Here is an 18829-nt window from a genome sequence, read left to right on the forward strand (position 1 = left end):
GCGATTCGGTTTACAGGGGCCGGTTAGATGGGAGGCATGCAAAGCCTGCCTCCCGGGTAAAACTTGATCAGTAGCCGCTTACCCAGCTTGGCAAGATCACGTTGTTATCCTTGGCATAGGCCTCCCAGACCTGCTTCAGCTCAGCAAGCTTTTGAGGATTCTTGGCACTCAGGTCGTGACGTTCAGCTGCGTCTTCCTTGAGGTTATACAACTCCCAATCATCGGTGCCCCAAGGCTTGGGCATATGCACCAGCTTCCAGTCACCTTTACGAATGAAGCGTTTGCCAAAGAGTTCACCGCCCAGAACCCGGTCGCTTCCATCAGTCTCGCCTTTCAGAGACGGTACCAGAGAAATGCCAGAGACAGGTTCGATATCACGCCCCTGGTACTTGCTGCCCGGATGCTTGATACCCGCCAGTTCCAACAGTGTCGGCGTCACATCCTCAACTGCGGCGAGGTTGTTGTTGATCGCATTCGCTTCGACGCCGGGCGCCTTGATAATACCGATAGAACGGGTGCCACCGTCAGTCGGGAAGCCCTTATGGAGCTTGTATGCAGGAGCGCCAGCCCAGGCCCAGTTAGGCCCATAGAGGGTATAGGAGCCAGGGCGTCCCATCTGCTCGTAGCTGAAGTCGTTGGTCTCGTCGATTGTTTTGCGGATTTTCGGGAACTGATCGGCCGGCCAGGTCTCGTCCAGGTCATGACCTTCAGCGCCATTATCCGACAGGAACACCACGACCGTGTTGTCGTATAAACCATTCTGTTTCAGGTATTCAAAGACACGCCCGGTATGAACGTCCATCTCATCGACCATGGCCGCGTACACTTCCATTGCACGCTTTTCTACCATCTGCTCTTCGGCGCTCAGGCTCTCCCAATCACGCCCCTTGGGCGGACGCGGCGCGCCTTCGGCGCTAGACGGCACCAACCCCATTTCCTTCTGCTTCTTCAAACGATCAGCAAACAGCTTGTCAAAACCGGCATCGTAGCGTCCCTTGTACTTCTCGATTGCCTCATCCGGAGCCTGCAGCGGCCAGTGGGGAGCCGTAAAGCTGAGCATGCCGAAGAAAGGTGCGCCGTTATCCTTATCAGAGGCAATATATTCAATCATCTTGTCAGCATAGAACTGAGACGAATACTTGAAGCTGTCAGGCAACTTTTTCAGCAGCACCCCATCCTCGGTGTAAGGGGCTTTTGCCTCTGGGGTAGGCGCATAAGCAGGACGCATGTCAGGCCAATGGCTTGCGCCGCCAACCAGCAAAGAGAAGGAGTGCTCAAAGCCGCGCGCATCAGGCGTCTTGCCCTCGCCTCTGCCCAGGTGCCACTTGCCGCTCAAGTAGGTGTTATAGCCTGCATCCTTCAACAGAGTCGCCAGAGAAACCACGCGATCGTTCAGGTACCCCTCATAACCGGGCTTACCTTCCTGGTTGGGCGCCATCTCCTCGGCCATATTCCCAAGTCCCGCCTTGTGCGGATCAACACCGGTCAGTAGTGCCGCACGTGTCGGTGAACAGGCCGGAGCAGTATGAAAGTTCGTCATGCGCACGCCGGATTGTGCCAACGCATCCAGATTCGGCGTTTCGATCTCACCACCAAAACTGCCAAGGTCGGCAAAGCCGAGGTCATCAGCAACGACGACCAGAATGTTGGGCTTTTGAGGGTCAGTGGAAGCCGCATAGAGCTGCTGACTGAAGGAAAGTGTGGCGGCCGATGTTGCTGCCACCATGGCAAGAGGAAGAAGCTTGCGTTTGATCATGATGTTACCACTGCTATCCGGGCTAAACCTGGTGCTAAGCAGCAACCGGGGCCAGCCGTTTGTTATTGTTGCGGGGGCTTTGTTCGGGGCACAGCCGTAGTGCCCTGCCCAACAGTAGTAACTCTAGCTCAAGGCGACCGGAAAGGTTTTATTAATATGTTAATTAATGTAACAAGTTGCAACACAACTAAAATATTTAGTTATATATTAAGTATATGTCGATATATAATAGATACTTGCCAGTCACCTATACGTGCTGGAAAGCAGAACCTGGCCCTAACGGCTTCATGCGGGCCTTCAAACCCGCTTGAACCGCTACTCCCCTCAAGATGTGGTTGAACCTGCCATTATTGCATCTAGGCTTTCATGCTATGCCAAGAGACTTCATCCTGCGATACAGCGTCGCACGACTGATCCCCAAAGCCCGAGCAGCCGCCGTCACCTTGCCATCATGCTGATCCAGGGTCGTGCGAATCATCATTTCCTGGGTTTCCTGCAAGGTGCCACCCGCTACCGGCACAGCCTCAAGCTCCTCGAGAAAGTCATCGCTCAGGTGATCCTCAGTGAGCACAGACTCCTGTGGTTCCATGAACGCCAGTGCAACTTTCAGCACCATTTCCAGTTGGCGGAAGTTGCCCGGCCAGCTGTAATCGGCCAACCGTAGCAGCAGCTCCGGATCCAGAAATACATCCGGGCGCCCCAGCTGCTGGAGCAGCCGCTGGCAAAGACCAGAAAAATCCTTGCGATCACGCAGTGCCTGCAGGCGCACACCTACCCCGTTTATCCGGTAGTACAGATCTTCGCGAAAGCGCCCCTCCGCCACCATCTGCTTCAGATTGCGATGAGTGGCCGCGATAAGCGTAATATCCAGCGCGACCTCTTCCCCGCCACCCAGTGGTGCCACCCTGCGCTCCTGCAGCACTCTCAGCAAACGGGCCTGCAGTGAAACCGGCATATCGCCGATCTCGTCCAGAAACAGAGTGCCGCCGTTGGCCTGCTGGAAGCGCCCCACCATGCCGCCCTTGCGCGAACCGGTAAAGGCCCCTTCTCGATACCCAAACAGCTCTGATTCGATCAGTCCTTCCGGAATGGCCGCGCAGTTCACCGCCACAAAGGGTTTGTCTCTGCGCTCGCCGGCGTCATGCAACGCCCTAGCCGCCACTTCCTTGCCGCTGCCGGTTTCACCGCTGAGCAGAATCGGGATCTCCTGCCCCATGGCACGGGCGGCCATCCTCATGGCCCGCTGCAGCCTGGGCTCACCCGCCGCAAAACGCTCCAGAGGATTGACTGTCTGAGTGCCCCGGGAAGCTGGACTCTCGGGTACTCGCGTAACCGGAGTTGCCGGTAGCAGGCGGTCAGGGAACTGAAGCAACTCGCAATAAAGCTCGCCAGACCGTGTCTGAACCAACGCTATGCGCTGACGCAGGCAGGTCGTGAGCAGTACACCGACGCTCTCTCCCACCAGCTCGTCGATCGTCTTGCCAACTATCAACTCACGCCCCCGACCCAGCAACTGGCATCCCTGCTCATTGATTGCCAGCAAGCGTCCCTCTTCATCCAGCGCAACCAGCCCCTGCCAGGCCGAGCGCAGGTACTGCTGGCGGGTGTGGAAGGCCAGCACGATTCGGTTCTGGTGTTGGCTGGTGAACAACCGTCCTTCGATACTGCGTGCAGCCAGCTGGATAACGCCCAGGGTGTCCTGCGGCTGACTGTTGAGCCCTACCCGGGTCAGATCCAGTACACCCATCAGATGACCATCGGCATCGAACAGAGGTGAAGAGGTACAGGACAGATGGGACACGGTATCGAGGAAGTGTTCCTCCTCATTGATCAGCACCGGGCGGTGTTCAATGATCGCGGTTCCAACTGCATTGGTACCGCGGTTGGCCTCACTCCAGGATACCCCCTGCCGCAGCGCCAATTGCCGTGACGGGGTGATGATGGCATCTCCACCCTCCAGGGCCAGAATACGGGCATCGGCATTGGCCAGCATAATCAGGCCACGATCCCCAAACTGGTGCGTCAGCTGCTCGATTTCAGGCATGGCAACCTGCAGCAGCAGCTCGTGCTGATCACGGAAGGTTTTCAGATCGGAGACTTCATCGATGATTTCGCTACGCTCGCCAGAACAGTCCAGGCCAGCCTCAAGACTGCGACGCCAGGACGCTTCGATTTCATCACGCAGGTAACCGGACGGCAGTTCACCCTCCGATTGAAGACGTTCGCGCGCAATGCGCGCAGCATGGACAGGATCACTGATCAGATCCTGGCGTAGACGGGGCGCCATAACTTCGGCCTCTTTATTGTTATTTTCCCGATGATGTAAGGAAATTGCGATCACTCTTGTATACGCCAAACCCGGACGAGGTGCAAATGCCCCAAGGCCCACCTAAACTTTCAGAGTTAGTTGCAATATCCAGACCAGACATCACCGAACTCTGGGCGGATATCGGTTGTCTGACATACATTCAGAGTAGTTTCCAGACGAAAGGGTTACCCATGTTGAGTCGTTACTGTCTTCTGTTCTGTTTGTTGCTGCTGGGAGGATGTGCATCTGTTCCGGATGAACTGAAGCCCGTCAATGAACTGGCCCTGCTCCCCTTTGCCGATGCCCCCCTGACTTCACCTCCCGCCGAAGCACGCTGGGGCGGCGAAGTGGCTCAGGTCAGAAATCTCAGCGAGGGCAGTGAGATCGAGGTCGTCCAGTTCGAGCTCAGCAGCAGTGGTCGCCCGCTGAAAAGCGATAACAGTACCGGCCGCTTCCGCATCAGAGTACCCGGCTTCATTGATCCCGCCATCTATGCACCTGGCCGGCAAGTTACCGCATTGGGCGAGTTCTCGGGCATGGAACAGGGCAAGGTCGGCGAACAGCCCTACGCCTTCCCGGTACTGAATGCACAATCCGTCCACCTCTGGCCTGAACTCAAGGACCCGCCCGAACGCTGTGACTGCGATCCCTTCTTTTACAGTCCCTTCATGTTGCGCCCGATCATCGTAGTACCAGCCAGAAACTGAAAAAGGGGCAGCCTCTGCTGCCCCAAAATAGAAAGGGAGATTTGTTGCACTGGCCGCCTCAGAAAGGCACGATCGCAATCACCTGACCGTAGACATTGGTATCGTCGCTGCCGATCTGAGAACCACCGTCAGCCAGGCTGTTATCCGGCGAGTAGAAGCCGATCAGCGGGCTGATGATCAGGTTGGGGGTGACGACCCATTCGGCATACAGGTCGATTTCCTGACCGTCCAGCGCGCCACTGCCACCGACACTATCGTTAAAGTCGAAGAAGAGCGCGCCGATGCTCAACATCTCCGTCGGCGCCGCTTTCACACCGATATGATGCACATCGGTGTCCGAGTTGAACGGACCGGCATAGTTGGCCGCCACTTCACCCTGGAACCAGGTGCCGTAACCGCGGCTGAAACCGAAGAATAGCGGATCGAAACCTTCGTCAAAGGTGGCATAACGGTAGTTCACACTGGGGGACCAGGGCAAATCAGCGAAGGTCCAGCCCGCCTCCACGTACCAGGCATCACCATCTTCACGCGTGTTGTCACCCTGGTCCTGAGTCACGACCTCACCGGACAGGAACAGGTTTTCGATCCCGGCATTGCCCTGGTAACGCAGGCTCAGGGTCTGCTGGCCATCACGATGGGTATAGCCAAGTGCCTGGGCATACTTGTCGTTAACATCCAGACCTTCGATATAGGCCAGACCAACAGTACCTTCAGGCATCACATACTCGGCATTGACACCCGCCAGTTCGGTCATCGCCTGCGCCGGGTTATCGGATTCGATCCAGAACAGATCAGCCCTCAGGCCTTCCGACCCGCCAATACGGGCAATGGCAGTGCGATCAAACGCCTTGCGCGCCGCCAGCCAGTAGGCACCACCACGATCAAAGTCGTAACCGCCACCGTTAAGGGCATCCCCCAGGTTGAGCGAGTCACCGTTGATCAGGAAACCGTCACCGATAGAGAAGTTCTGGCGACCAAAGGAAATATCCAGGCCATTCTCGCCCAGTCCTGAGATCAGGTTACCGGAACGCCAGCCAATGTAGGCATCTTCAAGATCGGTGTCAGACTCGTCACCGGAGGTAAAGCCGCCGGCATCGCCGTCGCCCCAGGTGCCAGAGCTGATCAGGTTCAGGCCGGCATAGACACTGGCGCCCGAGTCATAGGCGTGGCTGCCCGAGAAGCCGTACTTGATGTAACCTTCCTGCCAGTCGGAGCCACCCGCTTCGGTTTTGGCACCCAGACCGTAGTTTTCTCCGCTGGTGAAAACACCGAACACCGCTTCGATATCCAGGTTCAGTTCAGTGCCCTGCTCATTATACAGGTTGTATGCCGACACCTGTGCCGACACCAGAGTCGCGATGGCCGCAGCCAAGATCGTTTTCTGCATCTGTTGTTCTCCGTATTTCCTGTCAAAAGGGCCCGGACCTTATGTCCGGGCAAGCCTGCCAGGCTATGAGTGCAGACAGGAATGATGAAACTTTCAAGTTGATTGCTTAGCGAATGAACACCTGCGAGGTAGAGATGGCCATATCGCCTCCCGGGAGCTGGATATTGCCCAGCTTCTCCATGCTCTCGGCATCGTAGATGGCCACATCATTAAAGGTGCCGCCCAGATAGATCTTGCTGCCTGCATGGTTGATGGCGACACAGTAGTAGGAATGATCCAGTTCGGCGGCCCCTACCAGCTCCTTCTTCTCGATATCGTACTTGGCCAATCGATTGAGTACGCCGTAGATGATGTTCGGATCCTTCGGGGACAGGATGCCGGTGAAGTAGATTTCGGTGATCGGGCCGAAGTCGGTGGTTTGGGTTTCACCGGTTTCCAGGTTCACGTTCATGAAACCGTAGATCCAGTCCGCGGTATCCAGGTTGTAGCTTTCATCCTGAAATTTGGCCGTCGTATACAGAATGGTGAAATCCTTCGACGGCGACTGGATCGGCCAGGCGTTCAACACATCGGGCGGTGCATACAGCGGACGCTGCCAGTTACGGCTCGGAATCGCCACATCGACATCACCCGTGTTCACATCGACCTTGTAGATATCAGCACCGGCCATGTAGAGAGTGCCATCCGCACCGGTCTGCATCACCGTAACCTGCCGCGGTGACGGGAAGGTACGTACCGGCTTGGCATTCAGGCCTGCGCTGGTGTCATAAACGGCCAGACGGGACGGCTGTACCCGGTAGTGATCGCGATACAGCATGGTCGGATTCTGCACCGCATACAGCTCCTTGCCATCGCCACTGATGGCAAAGGAGAATATCGATTTGGTGCGCTCATTCTGTTGCTGTGACATGGCGGCATGGAAAGTCACTTCACAGTTGTCCAGGTTTACGCCGTAGATATCCTCGTAATGGTTGTTGAGGATATAGGCGGTCTTGCCGTCCGGCGCCATCTGGGTCACACCCGGCCCGAATGAATCCGGCAGTTCGCAGCTTTTGTACAGCTTGTCGCTCTGCAGATCGATCACGTGCATGTTGTTGGGGTAGTTGGCCACTACCATGTATTCGTGGCCCTCTTTCAGCGCCGGCCCCTTGGCCAGTACGCTTCCTGACAGCGCCGTTCCCAGAACCAGAGCAGCCGCCGGCATCAGGGATGTAAGTCGTTTTTTATTCATGATCAGGTCACCTTCGGCTTAGTTCTTGTCACTGGGGAACACGGTACCCAGGTTGCGCCAGTCATCTTTCGAGTTCATCGCATCCTTGTTCCAGTCCGGGTAGGTGTTCATCATGTCCGGCACCTGTGCAGGCCACCAGCAGGGGTCGGCGCAGCCATAAAGATCGGACTCCATCGGCTGACACAGGGAGGTCACGCCACCGAAGGCATCGATCTCCCAGCCCGGGTCGGTTGTGGCGGTACAACCGGCCAGCGCACTCATGGTGACGACCTCTTCCACGTTGTCGTCGGCCACGGCCTGGCTCAACAGCTGAGCCTTGTTGTTGATCGCTTTGAGATGTTTCATGTCAGTGCGCCCTCCGAGGCGAGATGTACTGGTCGATGAAGGCGGGATTGACCGCCATGATGCGGCTGTAGACTTCGATGCCGAAGTCGACCCAGTCACGCATCAGGTCGCAATAGTGATAGGTGGGATGAGTCGGGTCCCCGTAACGGGCGTAGCTCTCGTGATAACAACCGCCGGAGCAGAGGTTGCGAATGCGACAGCTGGCACAGCCGGTGTCGGTACGATCCAGACGTTTGGACAGGAAGTCGCCCAATTCCACCTGCTGCACACCGCTCTTCACATTGCCAAAGGTCGGCATATCAGAGCCGGTGAAACGGTGACAGAGGTTGAGCTCGCCTTCGTGATCCACCGCCAGCATTTTCAGGCCTGCACCGCAGGGCAGCGCTTTCTTGTGGCCTTCGTGCAGGTCGGTGATCAGCTGGTGCATGTTGGAAAAGCCGATATTTCGGTGTTCCAGCGCAGCCTCCAGGTAGCGCTGCCCCAAGCGTTTCATGCCGGCAAAAACTTCCACCAGCTCCTCGGAGGTGAGGTTGTAGCTGCTGATATCACCGGAGGTGACCGGCGCAAAACCGACTTCCGAGAATCCCATCTCGTTGAACAGGTGGTCCCAGATCTGCTCCACCTCGGTGGTACCACGGGTCAGCGTGACGCGTGCGCCGATGGGGCGTGAGTCGTAACGCTCCAGCAGCCTCAGCGCCTTGCGACGTACTACATCGTAGGTACCCTGACCGCCGACGGTGATACGGTTCTTGTCGTGGATCGCCTTGGGTCCATCCATGCTGACCGACAAACCAAAGCGATGGGCGTTGAGCCAGTCGATGATCTCGTCGGTGAGCAGCGTGGCATTGGTGGTCATGACGAACTCCACCTGCTTGCCCAGCTCGGCGAAACGGCCTTCGCAGTACGCCACCATCGCCTCGATCAGCGGGCGATTGCTCAGCGGTTCGCCACCGAAGAACACCACCGTGTAGCGCTCTTCATCCGGTGATTCGCGCAGCAGCATCTCCACCGAATCGATCGCGGTCTGCAACTCCATCTTGCGACCGGCGGAGGGTATATCCAGGTCTTCCTTGTAGCAGTAGGTACAACTGAGATTGCAGCCGGTGTTGACGTTCAATACCACCGTGGTCAACGGGAACTGGTCTACCCGGCGCGTGCCAATCTCGTCGGTCAGCGGCCGGCCATCGTTGACCAGCTCCAGCGCCAGCAGCTCGCGTACCGTTTCGGTGATCTCCTGTTCCGAAAAACGGTTGCTCAAGCCCGTGACCAGTGCCTCGGCCGATTCTGCACCACTGCGCAGCCGATCGAGTATGCCCGAAGTCAGGCTATCCAGTGCAAACAGCGAACTGGACGGAATATGGAACAGCATCCGGGTATCCCCGACCTGCACCTCATGCAGGTTGTGTTCCACCAGATTGAGTACAGCACCCATATCCGGTCTCCCCTTTCAGATTTCATATCGAGTGCCAAAGGGCACTCCCCTGATTGCATCGAACCCGCTGATCAGGGGATCGGGGGGTTATTCCAGCGCTGTACAGTGACGATCATCTGTCCTTCGGCACTGTGTGTCTCGGCACCGTCCTGTACACTCGCCTGTACCTTCAGATTGCCGGCGTTGTTGGTCATCATGCGGCGCTCCGGGTTGGGACCGGCCGCGGCGGGTGTGAAGACACCGGTACTGGCGTTCATACGACCTGTGAAATGAACATCGCGGTCGGCCTCAGCCACGTCATCGAACGGCGCCACAGACCAGGTCGCCGGCATCATGCCGACACGGTAATCATCGGCCGTTCCATCCTTGCCATCCGGGCCTGCCGCCCAGGCTTCGGCCTCAAAGCGTGCCTCCACGCGTGGTGTGGAACTGCCGTTACCGCCGATACGGGCCACGGCAAACTCAGGTACCACCTTGACATCGGCAATGCGGTCATAGATGGCAAAACGACCGCCTTCAGTCACGCCTACACTCGGTGTCATCACACCTGATGCGTTACTGGCAGCACGAGCACGCACGCGGATCAGGTCGGGGCTTTCACTGATCACTTCAACCACATCCACCCCTGTTCCCAGCACCGGCAGGCCGCTCAAACCCGTACCGACAATGGTGATCTCGGCTTCAGTACCGGCTTTGATGTAGGCAGGCTGCACAGCCAGAATACTGCTCGCCCCCTTGGCATCACGTGCGGCAACAACATCAGCGCCTACCTCATCCTTGTCACGCAGGAACATGCGACCGCTCAGCTGGCCGTCCTTCAGTGCAAACACCTGGCGCATCACCTGACCATCGATTTCGAGATTGGCGCGCCATTCGTAACCGGTGTAGACGACTGCTTGTCCCTTGCCCTTGAGTTCACTGCCATCGGCATACTGACCGGTCAGCATAAGTGCATACTGATCTTCACCCTCTGTCGGGGTCACGCTCATGCGGGCATGGAAAGCGCCCTTGCCCGGCATATGGCCGGCCAGCGTCCAGTCACCCTGGACCGGTGCGACCGCCTGTTGCTGCCACTGAGCCCAGGCCCTGGAGTCCATCGGCAGGGATTCCGCCAGTTCCGGCACCATCTTGTTCAATGTCAGATCCAGCCAGTCGCGGTCTCGGGCCAGCGCCTGGAATTCGGTGGTCGGCCACTGGCCGAGGTGAAAGTGAACCAGGTGTTCCCATTCAGAGGCCGGGCGGCGCTGCAGCAGCACGCGTGCACCGGAGTGACAGCGAGCACATGTCTCGGTGAACATCTGGGAGTCAAAAGCTTCAGGGGTGTTGAGACGGCGCTCCAGTGCGTAGCGTGCACCTTCGGTCTCCGACGGGGCCAGGCCCTGACGATCAGCCAGATATTTGACCACTGTGCGTCGATCTTCATCGCTGATCTTGAGCCCGTGCATCACTTGCATGCGGGCGATGGTCATCAGCCAGCCTTCCGGTGTCTTGCGCTGATGGCTGATGCGGCTCCACTGTTGATCGCCTTCCTGAGTGTGACAGGCCAGACAGTTGCTCTGAATAATCTGTTCGGCATCTGACGCCGCCTGCGACGACTGAGTCGCTAAAGCCACGGCCAATGCAAGTAAACCTCGCCCCAGGGGTTTTAGTGTTGTTGTTTTCAAGGTCCGACCTCCTTCAGTGGTCATTTGCGGGATCTCGGCTCCGAGACACCCGTTGAGCTCCGGGTCATGTTGAGTCAACGTGAAGGAAGCACAGCCTGTGCCAAATTAATTTTTCGTCTATAAAACAGTAACTTGTTTTTAATATTACGACTTTCGACCCCCTGTTCCCGCGAACACTTTCTGTCTTATCTCGAGACAGGAGTTTCATTCTGAGACAAGCGACTGCGATAACCCACAGATGCCGGCAATGGGCTTTGTCATCCCAAGCATCTGCTCCGGGCTCAAAACTGGACGCCTGTCTCAATCTGCGACAGACGCCCGCGACATGAAATCGTCATGAAAACCAAAAAAGTCATTTATTTTCATGAACATAAGAGCAATCATGAAAACTGGCACAGGCATTGCCATTCATCTCTTACAGCTATCACGATAACCATAAGAGGTATGCCATGACTGAGTTTTCCCTCCACCCCGACACTCAGGCCTTTATTAACCGAACTCACGCCCTGCTGATCGGTGATCAGCGGCCGGAAGCCAGTGATGGCGGTAGCATTGATGTGATAAATCCGGCCACAGGGGAGCGCTTCACCCAGGTTGCACGAGGCACTGCCGAGGATATCAACCGGGCGGTCGCCATCGCTCGCAATACATTCGAAGACTCTTCATGGAGCCGGATGAAACCGGTTGAGCGCGAGCGGCTGTTGTGGCGCTTTGCCGATCTGCTGGAAGCCAATGCCCAGTCTCTGGCTGAGATCGAGTGCCTCGACAACGGCAAGAGCGTGGCCATCGCCAAGGCGGTGGATATTCAGCTGGCGATCAATTTCCTGAGATACATGGCTGGCTGGGCCACGAAGATCGAGGGCAGCCACGTGCAGCCGTCCGTCCCCTTCATGCCGGACGCCCAGTTCCACGGCTACACCACCCGCGAGCCGGTCGGTGTTGTAGGTGCCATCGTGGCCTGGAACTTCCCGCTGCTGCTGGCCTGCTGGAAACTGGGACCGGCACTGGCCACCGGTTGTACCGTCGTACTCAAACCGGCGGAAGATACCCCGCTGACAGCATTGCGCCTGGGAGAACTGGCACTGGAAGCGGGCTACCCGGCCGGCGTACTCAATGTGGTGCCGGGCCTTGGCCAAGACGCCGGTGCGGCGCTGTCATCCCACCCGGACGTGGACAAACTGACCTTCACCGGCTCGACCGGTGTCGGCAAGCTGATCGGCAAGGCGGCGATGGATCAGATGACGCGGGTGACGCTGGAACTGGGCGGCAAGTCGCCCACCATCGTGCTTGACGATGCCAACCCTCAGGAAGCGGCGGCCGGTGCTGCCAACGCCATCTTCTTCAACCACGGTCAGGTCTGTTGTGCGGGCTCCCGTCTTTACGTGCAGCGCAAACTGTTCGATAACCTGATCGCCGACATCACCGATATCGCCGGCAATATCCGCCTCGGTAACGGGCTGGACCCGTACACCGAAATGGGTCCGCTGGTATCCGCCGTGCAGCAGCAGCGTGTGCACAGCTATATCGAGAAGGGACTGGCCGAAGGCGCTACGATCACCACCGGTGGCAACACCCAGGGACCAGGCTTCTTTGTGCAGCCCACCGTAGTGGTCGATGTGAACCAGCGCTCAACGCTGGTACAGGAGGAGATCTTCGGCCCGGTACTGGTGGCCATGCCGTTCGATACTATCGAGGAGGCGATCCGTATCGCCAACGACAGCCAGTACGGGCTGGGTGCCAGCATCTGGTCCAACAACCTGTCAGCGGTGCACCGAATGGTGCCGCGCATCAAGTCCGGCAGTGTCTGGGTCAACTGTCATACCGCGCTGGACCCGGCCTTGCCGTTCGGTGGCTTCAAGCAATCCGGCCTGGGTCGCGAGATGGGCGCCGCCTGCATCGAGCACTATACCGAGGTCAAATCGGTACTGATGAAGATCTGACCGGTTAACCGGCAGCGGATTCAGCGCTGCCGGTGACTCTCAGGCCCGGCGGTAGCTGCGGAGCGTGAACTGTGGCTGGAATCCCATACTGAGATACAGGGGTTCTCCCGCCGCCGATGCCTGAAGACACAGATACTCAGCCCCTGTTGCCTGTGCGCGTGCTACCAACTGCTGCATGAGCTCACGGGCGATGCCCTTGCCCTGCTGCTCCTGCGGCACGCCGACCTGGTGCACGCCCACCACCGCCCCTGTTCGATACAGGATGGCCGTCGCCACTGGAACACCGCCACACTTGGCCCAAAGCACCTCCACATCCGGCTGTTGCCGCAACCGCTCAATCACACTGGCATCGATCGAATAGCCGAAGGCACGACCACAAAGATCGGCCCAGGCTTCAGCATCACCGGCATGCTCAAGAAGGCTCAGATCGAGTCGGTCGCTCTTATTACCCGGCTCCTGACCACCCAGCGGCAAGACCATGACCAGCTGTTGCAGCCCCATTTCGAAGCCGCTGGCAACCAGTTGCTGCTCCAGCTGCGCCGATGTTTCCCCCGCATGCCAGATCGGGCAGAGGTAACCTGAGGGAATACAGGCCTGGATCGTCAGCGCGTCATACTCCTCCCTGAGGTCCCACTCCAGCCAGCATCGCCCTGGCCAGCTGAGCGAATAATGCAGACCTGAGCTCTGTCTCTGGGATCCCATCAGGCGCCAGAGACCGGTCAGGTTATCGATATTGGCCTTAGCGAGTGATACATCCATCACGCTTTACTCCCAGTAAATCAGGCTGACACCGGCGATCAGCACGAGCAGGCCGGCCAGTCGTATTGTGTTCATGGGTCGCACCGGCTGATCAAACCAGCCAAAATGGCTGCAGATCACCGCCAGTATGATCTGGCCGGTCAGGGCGAAAGCCATCATCGGCCCAACCCCCATCCGCGGAATCAGGAAATAGAACATGCCGACCCCAAAGGCACTGATGACGCCTCCCAGCCAGAGGTAGGCCGGCACATTACCCAGCTGGTCCAGCCCCGGCAACCGATGCCATTGCAGCACAACGACCAGCAACGAAGCCAGACAGGCCACCGCAAAGGCGATACTGGTCCCCAGCATTGAATGGCCCAGCTCGACACCCAAACGCGCATTCATCCCGGCCTGGATGGCAATGGCGGCACCGGCCGACAGCGCCAGCCAGGGAAACAGCTGCGTCACGGCCACCTCCGGATCAGTTCTTCGGCCGGTAACCGCACCTTGGCCTGTTCAGCCAGAGCATCCTCCGGATGTCGCTGACCAAGGGCGCAGACCGCTACAGTCCTGAGTCCCTCAGGCTGAAGCTGCAAGACGCGATCATAGCCCTCGGGATCGAAACCTGTCATGGGACAGCAATCGATATCCAGCAGGGCCGCGCTGGTCAGGCAGTTGCCCAGCGCCAGGTACAATTGCTGATCCGCCCATTTCGCCTTCTCGGCCAGGTCCATATCATTCAGGTAGCTTTTGACATGCTGCTCCAACCCCTTGTAGGTCTCCAAGTTACCGCCACGCTGAGCCACCATTTCATCGACCAGCTGATCGACCATGCTCGAGTCAACCGCTGAACAGGCAGCAAACACCAGCAGGTGTGACGAGTACAGCACCTTGTCCTGTCCCATTGAGTGGTGCACCAGTGCCGCCCTTACCGCGGGATTACGAATCAGGATCAGGCGATAGGGTTGAACACCAAAGGCTGATGGGCTCAGGCGTACCGCCTCCATCAGGCTGTCGAGGCGATCGTCCTCAAGGATCTGGTCTGTGAAGCGTTTGACGGCATAGCGTCGGTTCAAGGCATCAAGCAGGGTCATCATCAACTCCAGTCATCAGGTTTCAGGCAGGCAGCACAACCGCCCACTGCAACCAGATTACGTACCGACAGCGCCGGACTCATTTACATAGGTTGATGAATCAGATTTTTTTGCGGATACGGCTCAGCTGAGTTGGAGTAATCCCAAGATGAGAGGCAACATGGTACTGCGGCAGACGGGCGACCAGGCCCGGTTTTTCGCTCAGCAGGCGTTGATAACGCTCGGCAGCATCCTCCTGCACCAGCTGGGTTTCACGCGCGTCCTTGGCCAGCAACCAGTTGGTTTCCAGATAATGAATCTGGAACAGCTTCAGGTCATCCGAACGGTACAGAAGATCCCGAAAGGACTGAAAATCGATCTCGATAATCACCGAAGCCTCAAGCGCCTGAATCGAGTGCTGCGAAGGCTCATGACACAGCAGTGCCGTCATGGAGCCGGGAAACTGCCCTTCGGTGAAAAAGTTCTTGTTGTACTCATGCCCCTTGTCATCCAGAGCAAATACCCTGAACAGGCCTTTGCAGACAAAGGCAAAGCTATGCGGTACTTCCCCCGCCTGGCAGAGCATCTGATGCCGTGCCAACTGGCGATAGCGGCAAAAATCCTGCAAGGCACGCCAGGTTGGCTCTGACAAAGGATGATAGGCATCCATCCCCTGTTTCAGCATCAGGAAAGCCCGATCTTCATGCATAAGCCAGCTCCGCGGTTGACTGGACACTCAAGCATTTCACCTGTGGCGAGTTCGCACCACCGCCGTTAATCGGTTCGCCCCTCAGCACTGAAGCAGATACGATCCCTGCCCTGCTCCTTGGCCATGTAGAGCGCCTTGTCAGCATCGTGAATCAGCATCTCTACACGCATGTTGGGGTGCGGCACTCGCGCCACTACCCCCAGGCTCACACTGACACACCCACTAAGCGAACTCGGGTGCGAAATATTCAGTGCTGCCACGGCATCACGCAGCCGTTCAGCCATCTGCCCTGCCTGTTGCAGATCCAGCCCCGGCAACAACAGAATGAACTCCTCACCGCCATAACGGGCGATCAGGTCACCACTTCGGTGCAGTTGAGCGGCCAACGCCTGAGCAATTTGACGCAGGCAATCATCGCCTCGCTGATGGCCAAAGGTGTCGTTAAAGTTCTTGAACAGATCCACATCAACCATGATCACCGCCAGCATGCGACTGTCACGCTGTGCCCGGCGCCATTCCTGGGCCAGCTGAAGGTCAAAACTGCGCCGGTTGGCGATCCCCGTCAGTGCATCGGTCACACTCAGGCGCTCCAGCTCTTCATTGACTTGCTGCAGATGCTGATTGGCTTCTTCCAGCTGCTGCTCTGCCTGATGACGGGCATCCACGAACACGGCAAAACTGGTGCCCATACCACTGATTTCATCCTGACCATCCTGAGGGATGGAAACCACCTGCCCGGACAAATGAGACTGCATGGCGTGGTTCAAGCGGTTGATACGATAAACGATATTACGGCGGATATGGATGACTGCGCCAAGCGTGATGACCAGCAATGCCAGCGAAGCCAGGAGCAGCCCCATCAACGAGTGGCGGATCAACTGTTGATGGTCCTCAATCGCCTGCTGCGCCGACGCTTTCAGTTGCAGATGATAGTTGTAGGTGGCACTGGTCAGCTTCTGCGCCAGCACCCGGGTATGTCGAGCAATCGCCAGCGTTGCCCGGGCGTTTTTCAGCAACGGTGGACGGTTTTCAAAGGTTTCCGGCAGAACAAGACTCAGCTTGGTCCGCAACCTGACCCACTGATCATCGGCTAACGACAGGGCTTCCAAACGCTGCAGGGACTGCCTGCAGGTGTTTTCCAACTGAGCGATATGCCCCGGACGTTCGGCACTCAAAGCCGCCGCCGCCGAAGTCATGGCCGTCAGGGCATAACTGACAAAACGTTGCTCATTCGGCTGCAAGCTGTCGGTATTCTCAAGTGGTAATTGCTGCAGCAGCAGGAACAGCTCATCAAAGCGCTGCAGATGGGCCGCCCTCAGCGTTTCCTCCTTGTCCAGCTGATCGCCCAGGCTGTTGAGGCTGTCAAAGAAAGGCTGCTGCCAACGGATCAGCTCATCACGTACCGGGTCACCGACCTCCCCTGCAGTGCCCAGCTGTTCCAGACGGTCACGGGCCATCTGGTAGAGACTGGCGAGATTCTCGGTGCGCTGGTTGCCGGCACTGATGGAACGGCGACTACCGACCATGATTTCGAACACTTCGGCGGCAATGATCTCCGCATCCCGGGTCAGCTCGGCCGCTGCCATTGCACGCCCGAAGTGGCTGCTGGCCAGTTCACTGAAACCGCGGTACTGCTGGTAGATCACATAGCCCACAGTCGAAACGACCACCAGATAGAGACTGAAAGTCACCCCGATAATCAGGCTTAACCGCGTACCAATGCTCTGTCGAAGTGAACGCATTCAGGTCTCTCGTTTAACGAAACAGCGGGGAAAACAGCAGGCCGCCACGGGACCAGGGCTGGTTCAGCCCTGGCTCTACATTAATCGGTGTTCCCGGACCGTAATGGCGTTGATAGATCTCGGCGTAGTTACCCACGCGGGTGAGCATCTGGTAGGCCCAGTCCTTACTCAACCCCAGTTGGCGGCCAAAATCACCACTCACTCCTAATAGATTGAGTACTTCGGGGTCCTTGCTGTGCTCACGCATGGAGTCGACATTGGCTTGAGTGATGCGTTTCTCATCCGCCAGAATCAGGCCATGCACCACGGCCCTGATCACCCGCTCCCAGCGTGGGTCATCATTACGAACCATGGGACCGATAGGCTCACGCGACAGGTTGTCCGGCAGGATACGATACTCATCCGGGTTATCGGCCCGGTTGGCCCGGTTGGTCGCCAGGTTCATCCGATCGGCAGAGTAGGCATCACAGTGCCCCCGAAAGAAGCTGTCACCGTTGCTGAACTGAATCCTTGCCTCGATCTTGTGACGCGCCAGCACATCCACCAGATTCTGATGGGTGGATGTATTCTCCGTGACACAAACGGTTTTGCCCTTCAGGTCGGCCAACTGCTGAATGTCCGAGCTGCCACGCACCATGATGCCCTGGCCATCAAACAGATAGATCGCCGGAAAAGCCACCTGGTAGCGATTTTCACGCTCCAGCGTCCAGGTAGTACTGTACATCACCACATCGGTCTGCCGTTGCTGCAAGGTCGTGAAGCGCGTGGTGGCATCGACTTCAACATACTGCACCCGGTCGGGATCGCCAAAGACGGCAGCGGCCGTGGCACGGCAGAAATCGACATAAAACCCCTGCCAGTTGCCATTCTGATCGATGGCGCTGCGCCCGGGATCATCCGGAAAGACACCACAACGTATATCGCCGTGACGTTTCACCTCATCCAGCGTATCAGCGTGTGCGGCAGCCCCGCTCAGCAGCATCAGTGACATCAGGGCAAGTAACAGGGAGTGGTAACGACGAAACGACATGAGCCCTTTTTCCTTGGGTATTGTTCTTTCAATAATCGGCAGCATTGTAACGATCTTTACGCACTGCATCATGACAAACAGCATCAACCAGCCGAAAAAACCAACCAGGCTGCTTTGTTGCCCGATATCACCCTTTGCTCTCCGAAATCAGCAACCCCATTCCAAAGGCCAGCATGACCGACCCCAGAGCTCGGTCAATCCAGTGCGCGACACGCTGAACCTTCCGTCGAACCTGAGGCCGCGATAGCAGAAATGCCACCAGGCTGAACCAGCCGAACTGCAGCAACATCATCCAGAACCCCAGTAGAGCGATCTGCCACAAGGGTGAATTCGGTGAGATCACCAGCGTAAACAGGGACAGAAAATAGAGCGGCGCCTTGGGGTTCAAGGCATTACAGACAAACCCCATGGCGATCAATCTGGAAGTGGATTGAGGTTTGACGGCCCGATGTGCCTCATCCCCCTGGGCACTGGCCTTGCTGCGCAGTCCCTTGATACCCAGCCAGATCAGGTAGGCAGCCGCTAGATATTTCAGCATGGCCAGGATTTCCACCGAATGACTGACCATCGCCGCCATGCCCAGCGAAGAGTAGATGATGTGCACCGACAACCCCAACGCGATACCCAGACTGCAGAGCACTCCAGCCCGGCGCCCCTGGGTCAATGATTGTTGGCTGACCATAACAAAATCCGGCCCTGGAGACGCCGCAGCCAGCAGGTGAACCAGGGTAACCGTCATTAGTGCCGATAGAAGATCCATACTG

At 57.6% G+C, this 18829-nt stretch carries 16 protein-coding genes; 2 read left to right on the forward strand and 14 right to left on the reverse strand.

Annotated features, from left to right (window positions below; translation table 11 throughout):
- Positions 1 to 67 precede the first annotated feature (67 nt).
- On the reverse strand, positions 68 to 1756 hold the full coding sequence (locus tag ABD013_RS15920; RefSeq protein WP_343808173.1) for an arylsulfatase: 1689 nt from the start codon (positions 1754 to 1756) through the stop codon (positions 68 to 70).
- A gap of 364 nt (positions 1757 to 2120) precedes the next feature.
- Positions 2121 to 4043, reverse strand: a complete 1923-nt coding sequence (locus ABD013_RS15925; protein WP_343808176.1) for a sigma-54-dependent Fis family transcriptional regulator — start codon at positions 4041 to 4043, stop codon at positions 2121 to 2123.
- A 212-nt stretch (positions 4044 to 4255) separates the two neighbouring features.
- Here ABD013_RS15925 and ABD013_RS15930 point away from each other — a divergent pair, with 212 nt between their 5' ends.
- Positions 4256 to 4771: a Slp family lipoprotein gene (locus tag ABD013_RS15930; protein ID WP_343808179.1), complete on the forward strand. Its 516-nt coding sequence runs from the start codon at positions 4256 to 4258 to the stop codon at positions 4769 to 4771.
- 58 nt (positions 4772 to 4829) lie between these two features.
- Here the strand turns inward: ABD013_RS15930 and ABD013_RS15935 are convergent, their stop codons facing one another.
- The 5 genes from ABD013_RS15935 to peaA all read right to left on the reverse strand — a co-directional run bounded on the left by ABD013_RS15935 (position 4830) and on the right by peaA (position 10830).
- A complete protein-coding gene (locus tag ABD013_RS15935; RefSeq protein WP_343808182.1) occupies positions 4830 to 6158 on the reverse strand; it encodes an alginate export family protein in 1329 nt (442 codons plus the stop codon).
- A 106-nt stretch (positions 6159 to 6264) separates the two neighbouring features.
- The gene (gene peaD / locus ABD013_RS15940) at positions 6265 to 7389 is read right to left on the reverse strand and encodes a quinohemoprotein amine dehydrogenase subunit beta (protein WP_343808185.1); all 1125 of its coding nucleotides are present in this window, start codon (positions 7387 to 7389) and stop codon (positions 6265 to 6267) included.
- 18 nt (positions 7390 to 7407) lie between these two features.
- Entirely contained in the window at positions 7408 to 7734 is a 327-nt protein-coding gene (qhpC, locus tag ABD013_RS15945; protein ID WP_343808188.1) for a quinohemoprotein amine dehydrogenase subunit gamma, read from the reverse strand.
- A 1-nt stretch (position 7735) separates the two neighbouring features.
- On the reverse strand, positions 7736 to 9166 hold the full coding sequence (gene peaB, locus ABD013_RS15950) for a quinohemoprotein amine dehydrogenase maturation protein (protein ID WP_343808191.1): 1431 nt from the start codon (positions 9164 to 9166) through the stop codon (positions 7736 to 7738).
- A gap of 71 nt (positions 9167 to 9237) precedes the next feature.
- On the reverse strand, positions 9238 to 10830 hold the full coding sequence (gene peaA, locus ABD013_RS15955; protein WP_343808194.1) for a quinohemoprotein amine dehydrogenase subunit alpha: 1593 nt from the start codon (positions 10828 to 10830) through the stop codon (positions 9238 to 9240).
- A gap of 449 nt (positions 10831 to 11279) precedes the next feature.
- Here peaA and ABD013_RS15960 point away from each other — a divergent pair, with 449 nt between their 5' ends.
- Positions 11280 to 12770: an aldehyde dehydrogenase family protein gene (locus ABD013_RS15960; RefSeq protein ID WP_343808198.1), complete on the forward strand. Its 1491-nt coding sequence runs from the start codon at positions 11280 to 11282 to the stop codon at positions 12768 to 12770.
- 39 nt (positions 12771 to 12809) lie between these two features.
- On the opposite strand, the gene ABD013_RS15965 is transcribed toward ABD013_RS15960, so the two are convergent.
- The 7 genes from ABD013_RS15965 to ABD013_RS15995 form a co-directional block, all read right to left on the reverse strand.
- On the reverse strand, positions 12810 to 13529 hold the full coding sequence (locus ABD013_RS15965) for a GNAT family N-acetyltransferase (protein WP_343808201.1): 720 nt from the start codon (positions 13527 to 13529) through the stop codon (positions 12810 to 12812).
- A gap of 6 nt (positions 13530 to 13535) precedes the next feature.
- Positions 13536 to 13979, reverse strand: a complete 444-nt coding sequence (locus tag ABD013_RS15970) for a DMT family transporter (RefSeq protein WP_343808204.1) — start codon at positions 13977 to 13979, stop codon at positions 13536 to 13538.
- Positions 13976 to 14608, reverse strand: coding sequence for an NAD(P)H-dependent oxidoreductase (locus ABD013_RS15975; RefSeq protein ID WP_343808207.1), 633 nt, complete (start codon positions 14606 to 14608; stop codon positions 13976 to 13978). Before ABD013_RS15975 ends, ABD013_RS15970 begins: the two co-directional genes overlap by 4 nt.
- Before the next feature lie 97 nt (positions 14609 to 14705).
- Positions 14706 to 15293 carry a Crp/Fnr family transcriptional regulator gene (locus ABD013_RS15980; RefSeq protein WP_343808210.1) on the reverse strand — a complete coding sequence of 196 codons (588 nt, stop codon included), beginning with the start codon at positions 15291 to 15293 and terminating at the stop codon, positions 14706 to 14708.
- A gap of 65 nt (positions 15294 to 15358) precedes the next feature.
- Complete coding sequence (locus tag ABD013_RS15985) at positions 15359 to 17035, reverse strand: GGDEF domain-containing protein (protein WP_343808212.1); 1677 nt, start codon at positions 17033 to 17035, stop codon at positions 15359 to 15361.
- A gap of 13 nt (positions 17036 to 17048) precedes the next feature.
- Positions 17049 to 18065, reverse strand: coding sequence for an amino acid ABC transporter substrate-binding protein (locus ABD013_RS15990; RefSeq protein WP_343808215.1), 1017 nt, complete (start codon positions 18063 to 18065; stop codon positions 17049 to 17051).
- A gap of 127 nt (positions 18066 to 18192) precedes the next feature.
- The gene (locus ABD013_RS15995) at positions 18193 to 18825 is read right to left on the reverse strand and encodes a LysE family translocator (protein WP_343808218.1); all 633 of its coding nucleotides are present in this window, start codon (positions 18823 to 18825) and stop codon (positions 18193 to 18195) included.
- Positions 18826 to 18829 lie beyond the last annotated feature (4 nt).

This window comes from Marinobacterium maritimum (genome assembly GCF_039523155.1).
Taxonomy (GTDB): domain Bacteria; phylum Pseudomonadota; class Gammaproteobacteria; order Pseudomonadales; family Balneatricaceae; genus Marinobacterium; species Marinobacterium maritimum.